The sequence below is a fragment of the Syntrophaceae bacterium genome, from assembly GCA_013177825.1.
Lineage (GTDB): Bacteria > Desulfobacterota > Syntrophia > Syntrophales > PHBD01 > PHBD01.
Genome location: JABLXX010000001.1, coordinates 336,724 through 359,435 on the forward strand (window position 1 = coordinate 336,724; position 22,712 = coordinate 359,435).

Sequence of the window (22,712 nt, forward strand, 5' to 3'; positions counted from 1 at the left end):
ACCGTGAGAGGGCACGTTGCGGCCGTTTCCCGCCCGGCTCAGCCGCAAGCCGGCGGTCAGCCGCTGAAAAATGCGCAGCGGTTCCTTCCCGCCCGCTTGGCCTTGTACATGGCCACGTCGGCGTTCCGGAGCAGCATGTTCATGTCGGTGCCGTGGGAGGGATAAAGGGCCGCACCGATGCTGGTGGTGACCTCCAGGACGTGGTTTCCGCAGATGAAGGGCTCCCGGATGGCCTCCACGGCCTTCTGGCAGATCCAAAGGGTATCTTCGTCGCCCCGCACTTCCGGCAGCAGGATGACGAACTCGTCGCCGCCGAAGCGGGCCACCGTGTCCACCCTCCGGAAGAGACCCTTCAGGCGCGAGCCGACAGCGATCAGGAGTTCGTCGCCGACGGAATGCCCGAGCGTATCGTTGATGTCCTTGAAGCGGTCGAGGTCCATCATCAGGACGGCAAGGACTCCTTCCTCCCGCTCGGCCCGGGCGAGGGCCATCTCCAGGCGGTCCGTGAACAGCTTTCGATTCGGCAGTCCCGTCAGGGGATCGTGGTACGCCATTTCCCGGATGGCCTCCTCGGCCCGCTTGCGGTCCGTCGTATCCCGGGCTACTCCCCGGAAACCCGTCGGGTTCCCTTCGCCGTCCCGGATCAGGGAGGCCGACATCTCCAGCGTCCTCAAGTCGCCGTCCTTGCGGACGATCTCGCTCTCGAAGCGGCTCACGGGGGCGCCCGTCCGGAGGATGCCGTCGAAGATCCGGTAGGCCTTGCGTACGTTCTCTTCGTCCGCGAATTTCCGGTAGTTCAAGCCGGGCATTTCTTCCGGCTCGAAACCCATGATTTTCCGCATGGACTCGTTGAAAAAGACAAAGTTCCCGGCCAGATCCACTTCGAAGTAGCCGTCCTCGATGTTTTCGATAATGGTCCGATACCGCTCCTCGCTCTGCTGCTGGATCTCCTCCATCCGTTTGCGCTCGCTGATGTCGCGGATGGATTCGATGGCGCCGATGATCCGGCCGTCCCGGTCATGGAGGGGCGAGGCCTTCAGGAAGATATGGGCGCCCCGGCCGCCGTACAGGGTGGGAGAGAAGACTTCCGCGGTGATGGCGTTTCCGTCTCTGCGGACGTGGGAGTAGAGGGCCTCAAGCTCGGTGTTGTCCTCCCAGACCAGATCCATCAGCAGGGGGCGGCGCTCGCCGTAGAACGGAATCGTATAGGCATAATCCCCCCGGCCGATCATTTCCGAGGCCGGAATCCCCGTCATTTCCTCAATGGCCCGGTTCCAGACGATGACCTTTCTGTCCGTGTCGATGGCCAGTGTTGCATCGGGCAGGAAACTGATAATGTCGGCCAGCCGCTGCTGTGATTCCCGGAGGGCGTCCTCCGCCTGCCGGCGGGCATGGATGTTTTCCATGATTCCTTCGTAGCAGAGAATCCGTCCGAAAGGATCCCGAACGCAATTCGCATTCATGGACACCCAGAACACATCCCCGTCTATCCTGCGGATCCGGAACTCGAAGTTTCGGACAACGCCTTCCCGCTCCAGGTTTTCCTTGAAATGCTCCCGGTCCAGCGGATCCATATAGACCTGGGTGGCGATGTTCGTTACGTCATGGACCATTTCTTCCGGCGTTTCATAACCGCACATCCTGGCCAGCGCCGGGTTCACCTGAAGGTAGCGCCCGTCGGGCGTGCTCTGGAAGATCCCTTCGGCTGCATGTTCAAAAATGTGCCGGTAATTTTCCTCGGAGATGCGCAGGCTCTCCTCGATCCGCCTGCGCTCCGTGACGTCCCGGGAAATGCCGCAGATTCCCGCTACGCTTCCCTCTTCGTCCCGGATGGGGGTCTTGATGACATGGAAGGTGATGCAGGTTTCCTGGATGCGGTGCGTCAGCTCGTATTCAACGCATTCTCCCGCCAGCACCCGGGTGTCCGTCTCTTCGATGGTATGAATCGTATCGCCCGGATTGTCGAAGATGTCGATGTCCTGGTCCTTTTTGCCGAGAAATCGTACGTCTTCGATCCCGAATCGCTTCCGGAAAAACGCATTCACCAGGGCGTACCGCCGATCAGCATCCTTGATGAAGACAAAATCCTCGATGGAATCGAAGAGGGCCCGCAGACGTCCTTCGCTCTCCCGCAGGGCCTCCTCCGCCATGCGGCGCCCCGTGATGTCGCTGAGGAAATTCAGAGTCGCCGGCTCTCCCTCCCAGTCGATCCGGACGCCGTTGAGCTCCACCCACTTTACGGTGCCTGACTTGGTGATGATCCGGAAGGGGTAGGTGTAGGACGCGGGGACCTCCCCGGTCAGGCGCTGAAGGTGCCGTTCGACGACCATCCCCTGGTCGTCCGGATGGATGAATTCCAGGAAGGATCGGGACAGAAACTCTTCTCTCGAGTAACCTGCAATTTCCGTCGATTTTGGATTGATGTAGAGGATCTGGCCGTGCCGGGCCACGAAAATGGCCTCGTTGGCGTTTTCTGCCAGGTTGCGGTACTTTTCTTCCGATGCCTGCAGGGCCTCCTCTGTCCTCCAGCGTTCGGTGATATCGACGAGATAGACCTGAACGGCGGGTCTGCCCTGGTAGACGGTTGTGTTGGAGAAGGCCTCTACCGGCAGAACGCCTCCGTCCGGACGAACGATCCGGAACCGGTGGGGCGAGGATAGGGGCTTCCCCTGGAACCGGCCGGTCAAGCGTTCCCAGGCAATGGTGCGGTCCTCCGGATGCAGGATTCCGTCCATGTCGGATCGGGAAAGCGCCAGGAGTTCCTCTCCGGTTCTCCCTGTCATTTCTTCCAGGGCGGGATTGACAACGACGAACCGGTCGTCCTGATAGACCAGGATGCCGAGAGGGGATTGTTCGAGGAAAGGGGCGTCGTCTGTCGATGCGGCGAGTTGCCGGCGGAGGGCGTTCAGTTCTTCCAGGAGCTGCATCCTGGTTTTACGTTCGTCCTTCATGGGACCTCCCGATCCGCGTGACTTCTTGCATGGATTGTCGGAAACGCTTTGCGGGGTCGGTGGGATCGAGGCTGGAAGGAAGGTCCCGGTCCCGGCGGACGGATCGCAATGAACGGGTATTCGGCCTCTATCCCAACTGGATGCAGTGTATTTATAGTGATTTCTTAATATGTTTTGCTCTGAATGGTCAAGGGGAATCGGAGAATTACGACCGCGCCCATGCGGTGCGCTGTGCGTCTCCCTGATGTCGGGCTGTGGAATCCTATGGAATGAGGGTCAGCTGAATCGGATCCGGCGTCTCCAGGCAGTACTTGCCAAAGGTCTCGGGAGGGGTGACAGGGTAGTCCCCGGTATAGCAGGCAAGGCAGAAGCCGTCGGCCTCCATGCCCGTGGCTGCGACCATGCCCTCCACGGAGAGGTAGTGGACGGAATCGAGGCCCACGAAGCGGGCGATCTCTTCCATCTCGGCCATTTCGGCGGCCAGAAGCTCCCCTTTTGAAGAGAAATCGATGCCGTACGGGCAGGGATGCCGGGTCGGCGGGCAGCTGACGGCCATGTGGACCTCCAGCGCGCCGTTGTCCCGCAGGTTCCGGACCCGGTTGCGGCTGGTCGTGCCCCGGATGATGGAGTCCTCGACGATCAGGACGCGCTGTCCCGCGATGAGCGGACGCACGGGGTTGAGTTTCACCCGTACGCCGAAGTCCCGGACCGTCTGGGTCGGCTGGATGAAGGTCCGGCCGACGTAGTGGTTGCGGATCATGCCCATCTCGAAGGGAATGCCGCTCCCTTCCGCGTAGCCCAGGGCCGCATAATTCCCCGAGTCCGGAAAGGGCATCACGAAATCCACGTCGGGCTGGTACTCCAGGGCCATCTGCCGGCCCAGGCGCTTGCGGCACAGATAGACGTTCTGGCCGAAGACCTGGCTGTCGGGGCGGGCGAAGTAGATCAGTTCGAAGATGCAGCGGGCCTGCCGGAGTTGTGGAAAGGGCATGATGCTGCGGGGGCCGTGTTCGTCGATGATGAGGATTTCCCCCGGGCGGATGTCCCGTACATACTGGGCTCCCACGAGGTCGAACGCGCATGTCTCCGAAGCGACGACCCAGCCGTCGCCGAGGCGGCCGAGGCACAGGGGGCGGAATCCCCGGGGGTCGCGGGCGGCGATGACCATGTTCCGGGTCAGCATCACCAGGCTGTAGGCGCCTTCAACCCGCGACAGGGCGTGGGAAAGGGCCGCCTCGATTCCATCCCGGATGTGCCGGGCCATCAGGTGGACAATGATCTCCGTGTCCATGGTGGACTGGAAGATGGACCCCTGCATCTCGAGCTCGTGGCGGACGGCCTGGGCGTTCGTGAGGTTCCCGTTGTGGCCGATGGCGTAATACTCTTCCCCGTGGTGCACGAGAAAAGGCTGGGCGTTCGAGAGGGTCGACGAGCCGGTGGTTGAGTAGCGGACGTGCCCGATGGCCAGGGACCCCGCCAGTTTCGCCAGGGTTCCCTCGTGGAAGACTTCGGAAACCAGCCCCATGCCCTTGTGTCCCCAGACCCGGCAGCCGTCGGCCACCTTGATGCCGGCGCTTTCCTGACCCCGGTGCTGGAGGGCGAAGAGCCCGAAATAGGTGACCCGCGCTGCCTCCCGGTGTCCGTAGACGGCGAACACACCGCACTCTTCCCGGGGTTTCCCTTCGTGCCGGTCCGGCTGTCCCATCCTGTTTCCTTTCACGCTATGCCTTCTTTCCGGAGCCTGTCCCGGCGCGGCTTTTGCCGTGGTATTCCTGCAGCGGCGCCACACTCCAGTCCCGCTCCCGGAGGGCCCGGATGGCCTCGCTGGTGGCCCGGGCGCCGGCGAGCGTGGTCGAATAGGGGACATTGTACAGGAGCGCTCCCCGCCGGATGGCCGTGGCGTCGGCGCTGGCTCTCCGGCCCACGCTGGTGTTGATCATGAGCTGGATGTCCCCGTTCTTGAGATGGTCCAGGACGTTGGGGCGGCCCTCGCTGATCCGGTGGACGGGCCAGACGTGAACCCCGTGATCGTGCAGGTAGGCCGCTGTTCCCCGGGTTCCGACGAGCTGAAACCCCATCTCCTGGAAGGACCGTGCAATGGGAACGATTCGGTCCTTGTGGAGGTCGTGGACGCTGATGAAGACCCGGCCCTCCAGGGGCAGCCGGAACCCCGCGGCCATTTGGGACTTGGCGAAGGCCATCCCAAAGGACGAATCGATGCCCATGACCTCCCCGGTGGATTTCATCTCCGGTCCCAGGATGACGTCAACGCCGGGGAAGCGGCTGAAGGGGAAGACCGCTTCCTTGACGGAGATATGCTCCGGACGCAGGGGCTTCGTGAATCCGAGTTCCTCCAGGGACTTGCCCATCATCACCTTGGTGGCCACCTTGGCCAGGGGGATGCCGATCGCTTTGCTGACGAAGGGAACCGTCCGGGAGGCCCGGGGGTTCACCTCCAGCACGAAGAGCTCCCCGTCCTTGATGGCGTACTGGATGTTCATGAGCCCCACGACGCCCAGTTCCGCGGCGATCATCCGGGTCTGCCTCTCGATCCGGGTCATCATGTCCTCGGAGAACGTCAGCGGCGGCAGGATGCAGGCGCTGTCGCCGGAGTGGATGCCCGCCTCCTCGATGTGCTCCATGATGCCGCCGATGACCGTCTCGGTTCCGTCGCTGATGGCGTCCACGTCGACCTCGACAGCGTCCTCCAGGAACTGGTCGATCAAAATCGGATGCCCCGGGGAGATGTGAATGGCCCGCTCCATGAAGGATTCCAGAGTCTGACCGTCGTAGACGATCTCCATGGACCGCCCGCCGAGGACATAGGAGGGCCTCACCACCACGGGATAACCGATGCGCTCCGCCGCCGCGATGGCCTCCGCCGCCGTCATGGCCGTGTCATTGGCGGGCTGGAGCAGATTCAGACGGTGAACGATCTCCTGGAAGCGCTTCCGGTCCTCCGCCCGGTCGATGGCATCGGGGGAGGTGCCGAGGATGTTCACCCCCGCCTCCTCCAGGCCCCGGGCCAGGTTCAGGGGGGTCTGTCCCCCGAACTGGACGATGACCCCCAGGGGGTCTTCGGCCCGGACGATGTGGAGAACGTCCTCCAGGGTCAGGGGCTCGAAATAGAGCCGGTCGGAGGTGTCGTAGTCGGTGCTGACCGTCTCCGGGTTGGAGTTCACCATGATGCTCTCGATCCCCATCTCCCGGAGGGCGAAGGAAGCGTGTACGCAGCAGTAGTCGAACTCGATGCCCTGGCCGATGCGGTTCGGTCCGCCGCCGAGGATCATGACCCGGGGGTTCGCGGAGCGCCGTGTTTCGTCTTCCGTCTCGTAGGTCGAATAGAAGTAGGGGGTATAGGCCTCGAACTCGGCGGCGCAGGTATCGACCAGCTTGTAGACGGGGAAGATTCCCTCTTCCCGGCGCCTCCGCCGGATGTCCGCTTCGCTCGTGCCCCAGAGCTCCGCCAGCCTGCGGTCGGAAAAACCCATCCGCTTGGCCTCCCGGAGCGTCTCCGCCGTCCGTTCCGCCTCCGGGAGAAGCCGCTCTGCCTCGACGATCTCCCGGATCGGGTGGAGGAACCAGGGATCGATCTTCGTCAGATCGTGGATATCCTCGACCGTCATACCATGGGCGAGGGCGCTGGCGATCCAGAACAACCGCAGGGAACTGGGCGTCCGGAGTCGCGGGGCGAAGAACTCTCGCAGATTCATGCCCTCCGTCGGGAGGGGCTGGAGCAGCCCGAAGCGCCCGATCTCCAGGGACCGTACCGCCTTCTGGAGGGCCTCCTTGAACGTCCGGCCGATGGACATGGTCTCCCCGACGGACTTCATGGACGTGGTCAAAAAGTCCTCCGTCTCGGGAAACTTCTCGAAGGTCCAGCGGGGAATCTTCACGACGCAGTAGTCGATGGAAGGCTCGAAGGAGGCCATCGTCTCCCGGGTAATGTCGTTGGGGATCTCGTCGAGGGTGCAGCCCACGGCGAGCTTGGCGGCGATCTTGGCGATGGGGAATCCCGTGGCCTTGGAGGCCAGGGCGGAGGAGCGGGACACCCGGGGATTCATCTCGATGACGATCATCTCTCCCGTCCGGGGATGGACGGCGAACTGGACGTTGGAGCCCCCGGTCTCGACGCCGATCTCCCGCATGATGGCGATCGCGGCGTCTCGCATGTCCTGGTATTCCCGGTCCGTCAGGGTCTGGGCGGGGGCGACGGTGATGGATTCGCCCGTGTGGACCCCCATGGGGTCCAGGTTTTCGATGGAGCAGATGATGACGACGTTGTCCGCCTTGTCCCGCATCACCTCCAGCTCGTATTCCTTCCAGCCCAGGGCCGACTCCTCCAGCATGATCTCGTGGATCATGCTGGCGTCGAGGCCCGCCTTGGACATCTGGGCGAGCTCCTCCCGGTTGTAGGCTACGCCGCTGCCCGTGCCTCCCAAGGTGAACGATGGACGGACGATGATGGGGTAGCCGATCTCCGTGGCGATGCGGAAGACGTCCTCCATGGAGCGGGCGAATCCGCTCCGGGGGACCCGGAGCCCGATCCGCTCCATGGCGTGGCGGAATTTTTCCCGGTCTTCCGCCTTGTGGATGACTTCCCGGGTGGCGCCGATCATCTCCACCCCGTACTGGTCGAGGACGCCCATGTCGGCCACGGCCACGGCCGTGTTCAGTCCCGTCTGTCCCCCCAGGGTGGGCAGGAGCGCGTCGGGCCGTTCCCGGGCGATGATCTTCGCCACCGCCTCCGGGGTGATGGGTTCGACGTAGGTCCGGTCCGCCGTTTCGGGATCCGTCATGATGGTGGCGGGGTTCGAATTGATCAGGACGACCTCGTAACCCTCTTCCTTGAGGGCCTTGCACGCCTGGGTGCCCGAATAGTCGAACTCGCAGGCCTGGCTGATGATGATCGGACCCGAGCCGATGATCAGGATTTTCTTGATGTCGGTGCGCTTGGGCACGGTTACTCCCACTCGATGGTGCTGGGCGGCTTGGAGCTGATGTCGTAGACCACCCGGTTGACACCCCGGACTTCGTTGATGATTCGGTTGGAGACCTTTCCCAGGAGATCGTGGGGCAGGCGCGCCCAGTCGGCCGTCATGGCGTCGTCGCTGGTGACGGCCCGGAGGGCGAGGATGTTCTCGTAGGTCCGCTGGTCCCCCATGATGCCGACGCTCTTGACGGGCAGGAGAACCGTGAAGGACTGCCAGAGTTTGCGGTACATGCCGGCCGCCCGGATCTCCTCGAGGAAGATCACGTCACACTTGCGCAGGACGGACAGGCGGCGCTCCGTCACCTCGCCGATGATGCGGATGGCCAGGCCCGGGCCCGGGAATGGCTGCCGCCAGATCATCTCCTCCGGGAGGCCCAGTTCCTTCCCCAGGAGACGCACCTCGTCCTTGAAGAGGTGCTTCAGGGGCTCCACGAGCCGGAGCTTCATCCGCTTCGGGAGCCCGCCCACGTTGTGGTGGGATTTGATGACCGCGCTGGGGCCGCCGAAGACCGATCGCGATTCGATCAGGTCCGGGTAGAGAGTACCTTGGGCGAGGAACTCGGCGCCCTTGATCTTGACCGCTTCCCGGTTGAAGACGTCGATGAAGGTGCGGCCGATGATTTTCCTTTTCCGCTCCGGGTCTTCTACCCCTTTGAGCTTCTTCAGGAATTCCCTTCCCGCCCGGACGAAGCGGAGTTTCACGCGGTAGTGGCTCCGGAAGACTTCCTGGACCCTTTCTGCCTCCCCGTGCCGGAGAACGCCGTTGTCCACGAAGACGCAGGTGAGCTGTTCGCCGATGGCCTGGTGCAGGAGGATCGCGGCCACCGACGAGTCCACGCCGCCGCTCAGTCCCAGGATGACCTTCCGGTCTCCGACCTCCTCCCGGATCTCCGCGATGGTGTCCCGGGCGAAGTTTTTCATGGTCCAGGAGCGCTTGCAGCGGCAGACTTCGAAGAGGAAATTGCCCAGCATCCGCTTGCCTTCCGGGGTGTGGACGACCTCGGGGTGGAACTGGAGGCCGTAGAGGCGCCGTTTCGGGTCCTCCGCCGCGGCCACCCGGGTGCTGGGTGTTGTGGCGGTGATGCGGAAGCCCTTCGGGAGCCGGCCGATGGAATCGCCGTGGCTCATCCAGCAGCGGGAATCCTGATGAACGCCCGCGAAGATTCCTTCCGGTTTCAGGATGCGAAGCTCGGCAAATCCGTACTCCCGCTTGTTCGCCGGGATGACCTCGCCTCCGAGAGCGTCCGCCATGAAGTGAAGGCCGTAGCAGATGCCCAGGACGGGAATTCCCAACTTGAAAATCCCCGGGTCCGCCTTGGGGCTGCCTGACTCGTAGATGCTGGCGGGGCCCCCCGAAAGGATGATCCCCTCGGGATTCAGGGCCCGGATCTTTTCCAGCGGAAGGTCCGGCGGCTCGATCTGGCAGTAGACATGGTGTTCCCGGACGCGCCGGGCGATGAGCTGGTTATACTGGGATCCGAAATCGACGATGAGGATCATGGGGCCTTTCTCCTGGCGGTCATGGTTTCCAAAAACCGGTCAAACAGGTAGGCCGCGTCGTGGGGCCCGGGCGCGGCCTCCGGATGGTACTGGACGCTGAAGGCCTGCCGGTTTTCATAGAAGATGCCTTCCGAGGTCGTGTCGTTAAGGTTGTCGTGGGTCGCCTCCCGGGCTCCCGTCAGGGAGTCGGGAACCACGATGAAGCCGTGATTCTGCGACGTGATTTCGATCCGTCCCGTACGGTGGTTCTTGACGGGCTGGTTGATGCCGTGGTGCCCGAACTTCAGCTTGGCCGTCCTTCCCCCTGCCGCCTGCCCGAGGATCTGGTGGCCCAGGCAGATGCCGAAGACGGGCACCCGTCCGAGGACAAGCCGGGCGGCGTCGACGATATAGGGAAGAGCCGCCGGGTCGCCGGGGCCGTTGGAGAAGAGGATGCCGTCAGGGTTCCAGGCGAGGATCTCCTCGCCCGTCGACGCGGCCGGAACGACGAGGACCTGGCAGCCTCTCGCCTCCAGGTGCCGGAGAATGTTGTATTTCACGCCGCAGTCCACGACAACGACCCGGAAGCGCTGCGGGTCCGCCGGCAGGTCCGGAGGAAGTCCCTGCGGGCGTCCGTCCAGCCACAGGTAGGCCTCGCTGCAGCTCACTTCCCGCACCAGGTCCCGTCCCACGAGGCCGGGGTGGGCTTTCACGCGCTCCAGAAGCAGGGCTGTGTCGGAGGTCTCCGTCGTGAGGATGCCCTTCATGGAGCCGTCCAGGCGGAGGCGCCGAGTCAGTGCCCGGGTGTCGATCCCCTCCACGCCGAGCTTGCCGCTCGCCTCGAGAAACGTCTTGAGGGACCGGTCGGCCCGCCAGTTGCTGGGCCGCTCCTGGTACTCCCGGACGATGAAGCCTTCCAGGTGGATCCCCGCGGATTCCATGTCCTCCGGGTTGATGCCGGTGTTACCTACGAGGGGATAGGTCATGGAGACGATCTGCCCCTTGTAGGAGGGGTCTGTGAGGACCTCCTGGTAGCCTGTCATGCCCGTGTTGAAGACGACCTCACCCATGACCTCGCCCCTGCCGGCAAAGGCATGGCCTGGGAAGACGCTTCCGTCTTCAAGGACGAGAATGGCTGATGTCCGCTGCCGCATGAGCGACATAAAAACACCTCAACTTCTGAAAGAATCGCCTCCGGGGGCAGATTTGAAATCTGTCACCCGCACTGCTGACTGCCGGCCGTGAGAAACCAGGAAGGCGGGAAGGCGAAAGCACAAACGGTGCCCTTCGCATTTCCCGCCCCTCATACGGGATCCGGGGTGAATGGTCCACCTTCCGGATTCCGTAGGCGTCCTTATCTCATCTTGCCTGCCAGTGCAACGCGCAACTGGGGACAGGTTTACGGAACAGGGGGACGGGTTGAAACCTGTCCCCCTGTTCGATCAGCTGATGAAGAGCATCTCCCAGAATTTCGGCAGCGGCCACAGCTCGTCGTCCACCAGCATCTCCAGTTCGTCGACATACCCGCGCAACTCGTTCATTTTGGTTTTGACCCTGTCGCAGAGCATTTCCGCCTTTTTCTGCTCGTCGTGAACGGCCGAGGCCTTTTCGACCCCGGTCTGGATGGCCTGGTTGGTAGCGTAGACCTGGTTCACCAGCACCGCCAACTTTTTCAGCAGGTCCAGCTGGGCGCTGAGATCCGCGGACTTGCCCAGGGCCTCCCGCGTGCCCAGGATCGCCTCCGAGAGCCGATTCTGGTAGCTTGTTGCGGCGGGGAGGATCTGGCTCAGGCAGATGTTCTGCAGGCACTTTGCCTCGATGCTCAGGTCCTTGATGTATCTCTCGATATGGATCAGGTAGCGCGACTTGAGCTCCACGTGGGAGAGAACCTTATATTTTTCAAATAGATCCAAAGCCTTGGGAGTGATCAGGGCCTTCAGGGCCACCGGCGTGGTCTTGTGGTTCGGCAGGCCCCGTTTCGCCGCTTCCTTTTCCCATTCCCGGCTGTAGTTGTCGCCGTTGAAGAGCACCGGCTTGATGTCCTTCAGCTCTTCCCGGATCACGGCCAGGACGCACTGGTTGACATTCCCGCTCTTGTCGCACCGTCCCTTGATTTTCTCGGCCAGGTAATCGAGGCTTTCCGCAACGATCGTGTTAAGGACCGTCGCCGGGAAAGAGATCGACTGGGCGGAGCCGACAGCCCGGAACTCGAACTTGTTGCCCGTGAAGGCGAAGGGCGATGTCCGGTTCCGGTCGGTGCTGTCCTTGCTCACGATGGGCAGCGAGGAGATGCCGAGGTTGATGATCTCCTTGTCGGAGGCCTTCGACACCTTGCCGGCCTCAATGTCCCCGAGAATCCGGGTGAGCTGGTCACCGAGGAAGACGGAGATGATCGCCGGCGGCGCTTCGTTTGCCCCCAGGCGATGATCGTTGGCGTAGGACCCCACGGAGGCCCTGATGATGTCTGCGTGCTTGTAGACGGCGCGGATGACGGCGATCAGGAAGACCAGGAAGTGGATATTGTCCTCCGGCGTCTGCCCGGGATTCAGGAGGTTGTTCCCCTTGTTGTCGGAAAGCGACCAGTTCAGGTGCTTGCCCGAGCCGTTGATCCCCGCGAAGGGCTTCTCGTGGAGCAGGCAGGCCAGGCGATGCTTCTTCGCCACCTGCTGCATCGTGTCCATGACGATCTGGTTGTGGTCGACCGCCAGGTTGGCCTCCTCGAAGACCGGCGCCAGCTCGAACTGGCTGGGTGCCACCTCGTTGTGCCGGGTCTTGGCGGGAACGCCCAGCTTGAAGAGCTCTTCCTCCATGTCGTGCATGTATGAGGAAACGCGCTCCTTGATGCTGCCGAAATACTGGTCCTCCAGTTCCTGTCCCTTGGGCGGCGGGGCACCGACGATGGCCCGCCCTCCCATGACGAGATCGGGGCGCTTGTAGTAGTAGTCCGCGTCGATCAGGAAGTACTCCTGCTCCGGTCCCAGGGTCGCGAAAACGCCCCTCACGTCTTTGCTTCCGAGGAGCTTCAGGATGTTCAGGGCACTCTTGCTGACCGCCCGGTTCGACCGCAGGAGGGGGGTTTTCTTGTCGAGGGCCTGGCCGGTGAAGGAGATGAAGGCTGTCGGGATGCACAGGGTCGTCGAGATGCCGTTTCGCCGGATGAAGGCGGGGGAGGACATGTCCCAGGCCGTGTAGCCCCGGGCCTCGAAGGTCGCCCGGATGCCGCCGCTGGGGAAGCTCGAGGCGTCCGGCTCCCCCTGGACCAGCTGCTTGCCGGAGAAGCGCTCGATAACCGAGCTGGGCCCGGTTACATCGATGAACGCATCGTGCTTTTCCGCCGTGATCCCCGTCATGGGCTGGAACCAGTGGGCGAAATGCGTCGCACCCTTCTCGATGGCCCACTTCGCCATGGCGTGGGCCACCGTGTTGGCGGTCTCGAGATCGAGAATGGTGTTTTCGTGGATGGCGTCGATGATCTTGTTGTAGGTGTCCCCGGGCAGCTTGTTCTTCATGACCCGGATGTTGAAGGTGTCCTCGCCGTAGTATTCCGATACGGGGCCGGACTTCTCCTTCGCCACCGGGTAACTCCTTTCGGCTGCGGTGATCGGGCATGTCTTTTTCATAATTCCTCCATATCTCTCTTGATTATGGTTATTATTCGATAGGGGCGTTCTCTGCAAGCTCCCAGATGCCGCAGGGACAGGCGTCGGCGCAGAACCCGCAGCCGATACAGCGGTCCCCGTCCACAACATATTCGTAGGAGTCTCCCTCGAGGCTACGCCTTGAAATCGCCTGGCCCGGACAGAGGGTTTCACAGAGGCCGCAGTCCCGGCAGGCGCCGCAGGAAGCACACGCGGTGGAACAGCTGCCCAGGTCTCCCGCCGTCGGGATCAGCGGGTCGTAGTACTCCAGGTGCACCCGCGAGGTTGAAATGGCGGGTAAACGGTCATAGGTGTCCTGCCGGCCCTGGAGCAGGTCGTCGATGGCCCGGGCGGCGATCCTGCCGGCCCCGATGGCCTCCGTCAGGAGGCCGGGCCGCACCGCGTCTCCGATGGCGAAGACCTGGGGATCGGAGCTCTGGTACCGCTCGTTGACGGCCACGAAACCCTTCTCCAGGACGATGTCCTCGGGAAGGAACCCGAGGTCCGGCGCGTCGCCGACGGCCATAATGACGGTGTCCGCCGGTAAGACTTCGCCGTCGGCCAGCTCCACACCCTTCTCCGTGACGGCCTTCGTCATTCGCGGCCAGAGAAAGCGCGCCCCCGCGGCCTCGGCCTCCCGGCGTTCGGGCCCGAAGGATGCCGGCTCCTGAATGTCCACCAGGGTGATTTCCCGGGCTCCGAGCCGGCTGGCCTCCGCCGCGGCGTCACACCCCACGTTGCCGGCGCCGATGATCACCACGCGCTCGCCCACGGAGGCTTGCCCTTCCTTGCTGTCTTTGAGAAAATCCAGTGCCGCCAGGGCCCGTTCCTTGCCCGGCACGGGGATTTTCCTGGCTTTCTGGGCCCCAGGCGCGATGACCACGATGTCGTGCTTGCCCTTGAGGGTCCGGAACGCCTCCTTTGTGAGAGGCTTTTTCAGGTGGGTCGTTGGGATCTGTTCCTGGACCCGCTGGAGTTCGTGGATCACTACATCGTCGGGGATTCTCGTCCGGGGGATGGTGGCGGTGATCTTCCCTCCCAGCCGCTTCTCCCTCTCGTAGATGACCGGCGAATGTCCCATCATCCAGAGCTGCCAGGCCGCGGATAGCCCCGCCGGCCCGCCGCCGATGACGGCGACGGTCTTTCCGGTCGAAGGGGCGGGAGACGGCGTCTTTGCCTCCAGGGAAGCCTTCCCCAGCAGAGCCACGTCCAGTGCCGGAAGGCGGGCCGCTTGCCGGGTGCATCCCTGGATGCACAGGTTGGGGCAGAGGTGACCGCAGACGGTGGCAGGGAAGGGTGTGTAGGTCAGCGCCAGGTCCACGGCCTCCGCCATCCGGCCCTTTCGGATCAGGGCCCACCGCTTCTGTACGGGGATTCCCGTCGGGCAGGAGGCCTGGCACGGGGGGAGATGTTTTTCGTTTTCCCAGTGGGGCACGTAGCGGCGCAGGTCGCCGGTGGCGATGACGTCGATCATCGAACGGGGGATGTCCGTCAGGTCGCCGATCAGGCCGCCTTTTCCAAGTTCCCCGTCCCAGCTTTCCCGGACGAACCGTGTCATCGTCCGAGCCGTGCTTCCCGTCTTTTCAAAAGGCTTGCGGGCCACAAGGAGGTGCCATTCCGAGCGGTCCGATATCAGGACCGGATAGAGCTCCGTGCGGCCGATGTTCTTCAGAAAGGTGAGAAGGTTGTCGAGAAGCCACTGCCAATCCTCGTCGTCGGGTTCGGTAAGCCGGGCATCCTGCTCGCTGAATCCCCGATGGGGCCCACGGAAAAAGATCCGGCCGCTCACCATTCCGACGCAGGGGCGGTAGCCGAGGGTGTTCTCGATCCTCGTCGTGCCGTGACCGCAGACCACGGCGGTTCCCCCGGCCATGAACTCCGCGAAGGAGTCTCCCGCGCTGCCCAGGACCCACAACTCGGGGGGGGCAAAGCGGGGGTTGTGCTTCGTCATGGTCATGCCCCGGGCGCCGATGTCGCCGGCGACGTAAATCCTGCCCTGGGCCATGGCGTTGCCCGCCCCGTTGGTGGCATGGCCCCGGACGAGGATGGTCGCGCCCGCGTTCAGCCAGCCGACATCGTCGGAAACGGGGCCGAAGACATCGATCGTGGTGTTGGGAAAGCCCATGGACCCCACCCGCTGGCCGGACGAGCCGAGGATGCGGATCATGATCTCGTCTCCGCCGCCCTTCCAGAGGCGACCGCCGATGCCGTGCTGGCCGTATGCGTGGACCTCGATGCAGCGGTGTCCGTTCTGGACGGCCTTTTGCAGGTTCGCCTCCAGATCCCTGGAATCCACCCGGACGCCCTGGATCACGCCGGGGAGGACGATCGTCGGTTTATACAGCATGGATGCTCCCTCTCGCTATATGACGTGGCTGATCCGGAGCCGCTCGGCCGCTGCCGCATCGGCGATGCCCAAGGCGTCGGACATGCCGATCGGCAAGGATGTCGAGCGGCCCAGGGGGGCCACAATCTTTTTCAGTTCCGTGTCGAAGCTCAGAAACGTGTCCACGACCCGCTGGGCGACCTGCTCCGGGTCCAGGCGACGGTAAAGGCGAGGATCCTGTGAGGTGATGCCCTTGGGACAGAGGCCGACGTTGCATATGTTGCAGCGGTCCGTCTCGGAGCCGAGACAACCCGCTGCGGCCTGCATGATGTATTTGCCGATCTGGACCCCGCTGGCCCCCAGCATGATGAGGGCGGCGGCGTTGGCGGCGAGGTTTCCGTTCTTGCCGATGCCACCGCCGGCGAAGAGGGGAATTTCATTCTGTTTCCCGACTTTTACCAGGTTCAGGTAGGCGTCCCGGATGTTGCTGGCGATCGGATGGCCCATCGTGTTCATGGATACGTTGTAAGCGGCCCCGGTGCCGCCGTCCTCCCCGTCCATGGCGAGGCCTGCCGCGTAGGGATTCCGGGTCAGGTTGTTCAGAACGGCCAGGGTGGTGCTCGTGGCGGAGATCTTGGGATACACGGGGACCCGGAACCCCCAGGCCATGGCCATGGACTGGGTCATCTTCGCCACGGATTCCTCGATGGAGTATTTCGTCTGGTGCGTCGGGGGGCTGGGCAGGCTCACTCCCGTGGGGACGCCCCGGATGGCGGCAATCAGCCTGTTCACCTTGTACCACATCAGGAGGCCGCCGTCGCCGGGCTTCGCCCCCTGGCCGTACTTGATCTCGATGGCACAGGGGTCTTCCTTCATCTCCGGCAGGGCATGGACGATCTCGTCCCACCCGAAGTAGCCGCTGGCGATCTGCAGGATGACGTATTTGAGGAACCGGGAGCGCAGAAGCCTTGGGGGGCAGCCCCCTTCGCCCGTGCACATGCGGACGGGCATGCCCATCTCCTCGTTCAGGTAGGCCACCCCCATCTGGAGTCCTTCCCACATATTCGGCGAGAGGGCCCCGAAGGACATGCTGCCGATGATGAGCGGGTAGATCTCCCGCACGGGGGGAATCCAGCCGTTGTTCTCGATGGTTCTGACCAGTTCCTCCGGGGGCAGGATCCGGCCCAGGAGGGTGCGTAGCTCGAAGTCGTGACGGCCGGCGTCCAGTGCCGGGTCCGTGAGCATGGAGATGCGGATGAACTTGATCTCGTCGAGCAGGCTCCGTGGATCGTTGCGCCTCCCGCCGCGCCGGCGTGGAACTCCGCCTGTGTTGTTATGGAAGCGGAGCTTGTCGGGTTCGCCGCTCCGGACGGGCCGGATGGCCCCGTTGGGGCAGACGAGGTCGCACATGCCGCAGCCGATGCAGGCGAAGGCCGGATCGGTCTTCTGACGGATGCCGTGATAGACGCCGAAGACGTTTCCCGGTTTTTCCGCAAGGCCCAGGTCGACTTTGACAACCCGCTTCCGGTGCACTCCCAGCTCGACGGCACGAACGGGGCAGACGGCCGTGCACCGGCCGCAGAGCGTGCATTTTTCCCTGCTCCAGGCAATCTGCCAGGGCAGATCGGTCCGGCTCAGGGTGGAGGGTGTCAGCGTTCCCATTGATTCCATCGAATCACCTCCTCCCGACCGGGCGGGATCATGACCGTGTCGTATTTCATGGGTTGAATGTCGATGCTCTTGTTCCGGGCAGGGATCGCTGCGTCGAGGCCGCAGACCTCCGAGGAGAAGGCGAACAGGCCCGGGCTGCCGCCCACGATGCCGGGACGAAGCTTTTTGCTGTCCTGGACCATGAAGACGGTCTTATCGGGAAGGCAGCCGATCACGCAGTTCGGGCCGTCGATGATGAGAGGACGGCAGGCCTGCTTGATCTGTTTCAATTTTGTACCATTCGGATGGTGCCCGAGTTCCCCGTCCTTCAGGGGTGTGATGATGTGCTTGTACAGGTCGAGCCCGAGCCCGAGATTCTTCTGGGTATAGTGCAGGATATGGGTGAACACCTCCGAATCGGACTGGTATCCTGTGTATCCCGCGTAATTCCGGGAGGTCAGGAACTCCCGGATGGGCACGAAGGCCGTGTTCTCGCCGTTGGTCATGGTCGCGAAGCCCTGGATGAAGAAAGGGTGGCAAGCGTAGATGTTGATGGCGTAATTGGTGTTCTGCCGTCCCTGGGCCAGGATCACCCGGGCCTGTAGCTCTTCGTGGTCGAGCCCCAGGTAATCGGCCAGCTCCATGGGATCCCCGACCTCCTTGATCATGATCACATCGGGCCAGAAGCTGAAGACCAGCATGGAACCGTCGGCCTCTCCCATCTGGCGGAGGCGGAGACGGGTCAGCATCAGGCGATGCTCCCTCTCTTCCTGCGTCAGGGTGAGCCAGTCCGGCGGGTAGTCATAGGCGCGAATTACATAATTGTCCCGTTTCGGCGTTCCGGTTGGCGGAATCTGGGCCGGCCGGATGGAGAGCTTGTACTTGACGGTGAAGTCCAGGTCCATCAGGTACCGGTCCAGGGTGCGAAGCCCTTCGTTGGAAAAGATGCCCGAGAGAATGGGAGAGCCCCGGAAACGCTCGAAGCTGCCCCCGAGGTCCGTCAGGAACAGGCCCATTCCGGAGCCGTCGTGCCCTTCCTTCATGACGTTCAGGGCATGGACGGCCGTCATGGGGGAGAGGGGCTCCCGGCTGGTTATGGCAAACAGACGGCACATAATGGATCCTTTCAATAATGATTCACCCCGCCAGGGAGCGAACGGTTCCTGGTAGATAGCGAAAATTGTGCCACCATAAGCAGCGGACGAAGACATCAGCGGGTAAGGGACTCGCTGGTGATGGACCCCTGCGGGCTTCGCGCACCATGGCACAAAAATGTTTTTTTCGAAGGCTCGAAAATACAAAATTGTTGCTCACGGCCCCTTTCCCCCTTCTTCAGACCCCGTCCCGGATGCCCTCGCCCGATCCGTCGGCTCTGCGCCCCTTCTGCCGGTATTTCCGGGGATCGATGCCCAGTTTCTGGATCTTGTACTGGATGATCCGCTTCGTCGTTCCCAGGAGCCTCGCCGCCTGGCTCTGGTTACCGCTGGTCTCCTTGAGGGCGTCGACGATCAGTGTCCGTTCCTGGGCCTCGACGACGGAACTGAGCCGTCCCGAGTCCTTCTTCTCGCCGTCCCGGGTTTTGGTCTGCAAGGAGGGAGGAAGATGCATGATTTCAATGGAATCCGCCTCCGCGAGCAGGACGGCCCGCTCAATGCAGTTTTCCAGTTCCCGGACGTTGCCCGGCCAGGGATGGGCCAGGAAGGCCTCGACGACGGCCGTGGAGATCCGTTTCACCGGTTTTCCCAGTTCCTGCGAATACTTCAGTACGAAGTGATCCGCCAGGAGGATGATGTCATTGCCCCGCTCCCGGAGTGGCGGCAGGTAGATCGGGAAGACGCTCAACCGGTAGTAGAGGTCGGACCGGAACTGGCCGCCGGCGATGCATTCCTCCAGGCGGCGGTTGGTGGCTGCGACGACCCGGGCGTTCGTGTGGATCAGCCGGGACGAGCCCAGGGGCTGGAACTGCTTTTCCTGGAGAACCCGCAGCAGTTTGGCCTGGGCGGCGGCGGAGAGTTCCGATACCTCGTCGAGGAAAATGGTGCCGTTGTTGGCCTCCTCGAAGCGGCCCCGGCGCTGGCGAAGCGCCCCCGTAAAGGCGCCCTTCTCGTGACCGAAAAGCTCGCTTTCCATGAGGGTATCGGGAATCGCGGCGCAGTTCACCTGGACCAGGGGGCCCTTGCCGTGGGGGCTGTTCATGTGGATCGCCCGGGCCACCAGCTCCTTCCCGGTTCCCGTCTCCCCCAGGATCAGGACCGTTGTGCCCGAGTCGGCCACATGGCTGACGAGCCCGAAGACCTCCTGCATCCCCTTGGAATGCCCAATGAAATCAACGGAAGGAGACCGCCCCTGGTTGATGATCCGGCGAAGCCGCCGGTTTTCTTCTTCCAGCGCCAGGATGTGCACCGCCTTGGCAATCAACTCCGCCACGGCTGTAAGCATGGCAAGTTCACGATCCAGATCGATCACGGAACCGGCGCCCTTGTCGGCAGACAGGATGCCAACGACCCGGTTGTCGTACATGATGGGGACGCACAGGAACGCCAGCTCTTCGCGGTTCAGATAACGCCGGGCCCCCGTCCGGTCGAGAAACAGGGCCTCCCTGCCCAGGTTGGGGATCGCCATGGGACGGCCCGTTTGGGCCACCTTGCCGGTGATCCCCTCCCCCACACGGTAGGTGATCTCCAGGCCGTCGAGGTTGACGCCATGGGCGACGTCCAGCCACGCCTCTCCGGTGTCACGGTCGAGGAGCGAAATCATGCCGCGTTCCATCCCCAGCCGGACATTCATCTCGTTGAGGACGCGTTCGAGCTGATCCCGCAAATCCCAAGGCTGGGCCAGGATCTTGGCGATGGCATGGAGGGCCGCCAGTTCTTCGAAACTATGGATGCTCACAAGGTTCCTCCAGGTTGTTTCGGACCCGCTGTTGCGGATTCTGATGGACAAAAATGAACAAAAAGTGTGCCAACGGTTCCCTTCTATACATTTTCGTTAAAAATGGCAATGGGAGAAAATGTTCGTTTCTGGTATGAAACTTGATATAAAAAACGTCGGTTATTCCTCAAAGGGGGTTTCTATCCATGGTAACTTTTTCCCGGGTAAGCACCGGTATCGAGGGGCTGGACAACATCCTCAACTATCTGCAGACGGGTGACAATGTCGTGCTCCAGGTGGATGACATTGAGGACTACCGTTCCTTCGTCCTTCCTTTCGTCAAAACGGCCCTGGAGAATAAAGAACGGGTCGTCTACATGCGCTTCGCCCGCCATGCGCCGCTCCTGGAGGCCACCGGCCAGGTGACCATCTACAAGCTCAACGCCGACATGGGGTTCGAGTCTTTCTCCACGCAGGTCCATAACATCATTCGCCAGGAGGGGCAGGACGTCTTCTACGTTTTCGACTGTCTTTCGGATCTCCTCCATGCCTGGGCAACCGACCTCATGATCGGGAATTTCTTCGTTATTACATGTCCTTATCTCTTCGAGCTGAATACCGTTGCTTATTTCGCCATTCTCCGGAGCCGCCATTCCTTCAAGACGATCGCCCGGATCCGGGAGACCACCCAGGTGCTTCTGGACATCTATAACTACAAGGGAAAGCTCTGCGTTCACCCCCTCAAGGCCTGGCATCGCTATTCGCCGACCATGTTCCTTCCCCATATCCAGACCAACGGCCGCTTTACGCCGATCATGAACAGCGTGGACGCCACGAACCTGTTCTCTTTTCTGGCCCACAAGGGATCCACCGGTGCCGAGCGGAACCTGGATTACTGGGACCGCATCTTTTTGCAGGCCCGGGAACTTGCCCAGGATCCCAAGGCAGGGGGCGCAAAGAGCAGCATGGTAGAGCAGTTGTCCCGGGTCCTTATCGGCCGGGAAAAGCGGATGCTGACCCTGGCAAAGGACTTCTTCAACCTGGAGGATCTGCTGGAGATCGAGGAGCGCCTCATCGGCACGGGGTTCATCGGCGGAAAATCCGTCGGCATGCTTCTGGCCCGGAACATCCTCCGCCATGACCGGTCCTTCGACTGGAACGCCAAGCTGGAGCGTCACGACTCCTTCTATATCGGTTCCGATGTCTTTTATTCCTATATCGTCCAGAACGGCTGGTGGAAGCTCCTGATGGCCCAGAAGACCAAGGAAGGCTACTTCGAGAGCGCCGGGGAACTGAGAAATGTCATGCTCCGGGGCGTTTTTCCTGATGAAGTCCGGGAGCAGTTCCAGCTAATGCTCGAGTACTTCGGACAGTCTCCCATCATCGTCCGCTCCAGCAGCCTCCTGGAGGACGCCTTCGGGAACGCCTTTGCCGGCAAGTATGAAAGCTATTTCTGCGCCAACCAGGGAACGCCGGAGCAGCGTTACGAGCACTTCGAGGAGGCGGTGCGCCGAATCTTCGCCAGCACCATGAACGTTGACGCCTTGACCTACCGGTTTCAGCGGGGCCTGGACCAGCAGGATGAGCAGATGGCCCTCCTGGTTCAGCGGGTGTCCGGATCATACAGGAAACACTATTTTTTCCCGGAACTGGCCGGTGTCGGGCTTTCCCACAACACCTTCGTCTGGAAACAGGGCCTGGATCCCAAGGCGGGGATGCTCCGGCTGGTCCTGGGGCTGGGAACCCGGGCGGTCAACCGGGTGGAAAACGATTATCCGCGTATCGTGGCCCTGGACGATCCCCTGCTGAAAGCCCATTCGGGCTCTGGTGACGCCCGGCGATTCTCCCAGCATGATGTGGATGCCCTCAACCTGGAGGAGAACCGCTTCCAGTCGCTGCCGCTGGAACAGGTGGTCCGGGAGGATCTCGACGCACGGCTGGATCTGGTGGGCACCCGGGACATGGAGGCCGCGGACCGTCTGCGGGCCCTGGGAAGGCCGGAAACGGACAGCTGGATCCTGACCTTCGACGAACTCCTCTCGACGACGGACTTTTCCGATACCATGTCACGGATGCTCAAGACCCTGGAGCAAGTCTACGCGTATCCGGTGGACATCGAGTTCACGGCCAACTTCAGCGCCCAGGGAAACCTGCAGGTCAACCTGCTTCAGTGCCGTCCGTTTCAGACGCGGGGCCAAACGGTCCAGGTGGACATCCCGGCGCGGATCCGGAAGGACCGGGTGCTCCTCCGCCAGGAAGGCAACTTCATGGGAGGAAGCGTCTCACAGCCCATTTCCCGTGTAATTTACATCGATCCCCAAGGGTATACAAAATTGTCCCTCTCGGAAAAGTACGACGTGGCCCGCCTCATCGGCCGTCTCAACAAGCTGGTGGAGAACCGCGAGGAAACGCCCACGGCCCTCCTGGGACCGGGTCGCTGGGGAACGACGACGCCGGCCATGGGGGTTCCCGTGACCTTCTCGGAGATCAACAACATCACCGTCATTGCCGAGATCGCCTACCGGGACGGGAGCCTGATTCCCGACCTCTCCTTTGGAACACATTTCTTCCAGGATCTCGTGGAGATGGAGATCTTCTACATGGCTATCTATCCTGAAAAGGAGAAAGTCTTCTTCAACACGGCCTGGATGGAGACCTTTCCGAACCGCCTGAAGGACCTGTCCCCCCGGGACGGTGCCTACGAAGAGGTGGTCCGGGTGTATGAAGTGCAGGAGCGCCATCTGAGGCTCATGTCGAATGTCGTGACACAGCAGTTGATCGTTTACGCCCGGGAATGAGTCGGG

General features: G+C 62.5%; 11 protein-coding genes. 1 reads left to right on the forward strand and 10 read right to left on the reverse strand.

All coding sequences use genetic code 11. The annotated features are described in order from the left end of the window. Positions 1-56 precede the first annotated feature (56 nt). From HPY65_01600 to HPY65_01645, 10 genes are all read right to left on the reverse strand, one after another. Positions 57-2,951 (reverse strand): PAS domain S-box protein, encoded by a 2,895-nt coding sequence (locus tag HPY65_01600; protein NPU83153.1) that lies wholly within the window; start codon positions 2,949-2,951, stop codon positions 57-59. 262 nt (positions 2,952-3,213) lie between these two features. Next, complete coding sequence (locus HPY65_01605) at positions 3,214-4,656, reverse strand: amidophosphoribosyltransferase (GenBank protein NPU83154.1); 1,443 nt, start codon at positions 4,654-4,656, stop codon at positions 3,214-3,216. Between the two features lie 16 nt (positions 4,657-4,672). Next, positions 4,673-7,912: a carbamoyl-phosphate synthase large subunit gene (carB, locus tag HPY65_01610; protein ID NPU83155.1), complete on the reverse strand. Its 3,240-nt coding sequence runs from the start codon at positions 7,910-7,912 to the stop codon at positions 4,673-4,675. Positions 7,913-7,914: 2 nt separating this feature from the next. Further along, positions 7,915-9,444: a glutamine-hydrolyzing GMP synthase gene (gene guaA / locus HPY65_01615; GenBank protein NPU83156.1), complete on the reverse strand. Its 1,530-nt coding sequence runs from the start codon at positions 9,442-9,444 to the stop codon at positions 7,915-7,917. Next, positions 9,441-10,577, reverse strand: a complete 1,137-nt coding sequence (gene carA / locus HPY65_01620) for a glutamine-hydrolyzing carbamoyl-phosphate synthase small subunit (GenBank protein ID NPU83157.1) — start codon at positions 10,575-10,577, stop codon at positions 9,441-9,443. Before carA ends, guaA begins: the two co-directional genes overlap by 4 nt. 288 nt (positions 10,578-10,865) lie before the next feature. After that, complete coding sequence (locus HPY65_01625) at positions 10,866-13,043, reverse strand: glutamine synthetase type III (GenBank protein ID NPU83158.1); 2,178 nt, start codon at positions 13,041-13,043, stop codon at positions 10,866-10,868. Between the two features lie 31 nt (positions 13,044-13,074). After that, positions 13,075-15,405 carry an FAD-dependent oxidoreductase gene (locus tag HPY65_01630; GenBank protein NPU83159.1) on the reverse strand — a complete coding sequence of 777 codons (2,331 nt, stop codon included), beginning with the start codon at positions 15,403-15,405 and terminating at the stop codon, positions 13,075-13,077. 18 nt (positions 15,406-15,423) lie between these two features. Further along, complete coding sequence (locus HPY65_01635) at positions 15,424-17,058, reverse strand: 4Fe-4S binding protein (GenBank protein NPU83160.1); 1,635 nt, start codon at positions 17,056-17,058, stop codon at positions 15,424-15,426. Continuing rightward, positions 17,037-18,152 carry a glutamate synthase gene (locus HPY65_01640; GenBank protein NPU83161.1) on the reverse strand — a complete coding sequence of 372 codons (1,116 nt, stop codon included), beginning with the start codon at positions 18,150-18,152 and terminating at the stop codon, positions 17,037-17,039. The genes HPY65_01635 and HPY65_01640 overlap by 22 nt, the downstream gene beginning before the upstream one ends. Positions 18,153-18,369: 217 nt before the next feature. Then, positions 18,370-19,929, reverse strand: a complete 1,560-nt coding sequence (locus HPY65_01645; protein ID NPU83162.1) for a sigma 54-interacting transcriptional regulator — start codon at positions 19,927-19,929, stop codon at positions 18,370-18,372. A 185-nt stretch (positions 19,930-20,114) separates the two neighbouring features. Here HPY65_01645 and HPY65_01650 point away from each other — a divergent pair, with 185 nt between their 5' ends. Beyond that, the gene (locus HPY65_01650) at positions 20,115-22,706 is read left to right on the forward strand and encodes a phosphoenolpyruvate synthase (GenBank protein ID NPU83163.1); all 2,592 of its coding nucleotides are present in this window, start codon (positions 20,115-20,117) and stop codon (positions 22,704-22,706) included. The last annotated feature ends 6 nt before the right edge of the window (positions 22,707-22,712 follow it).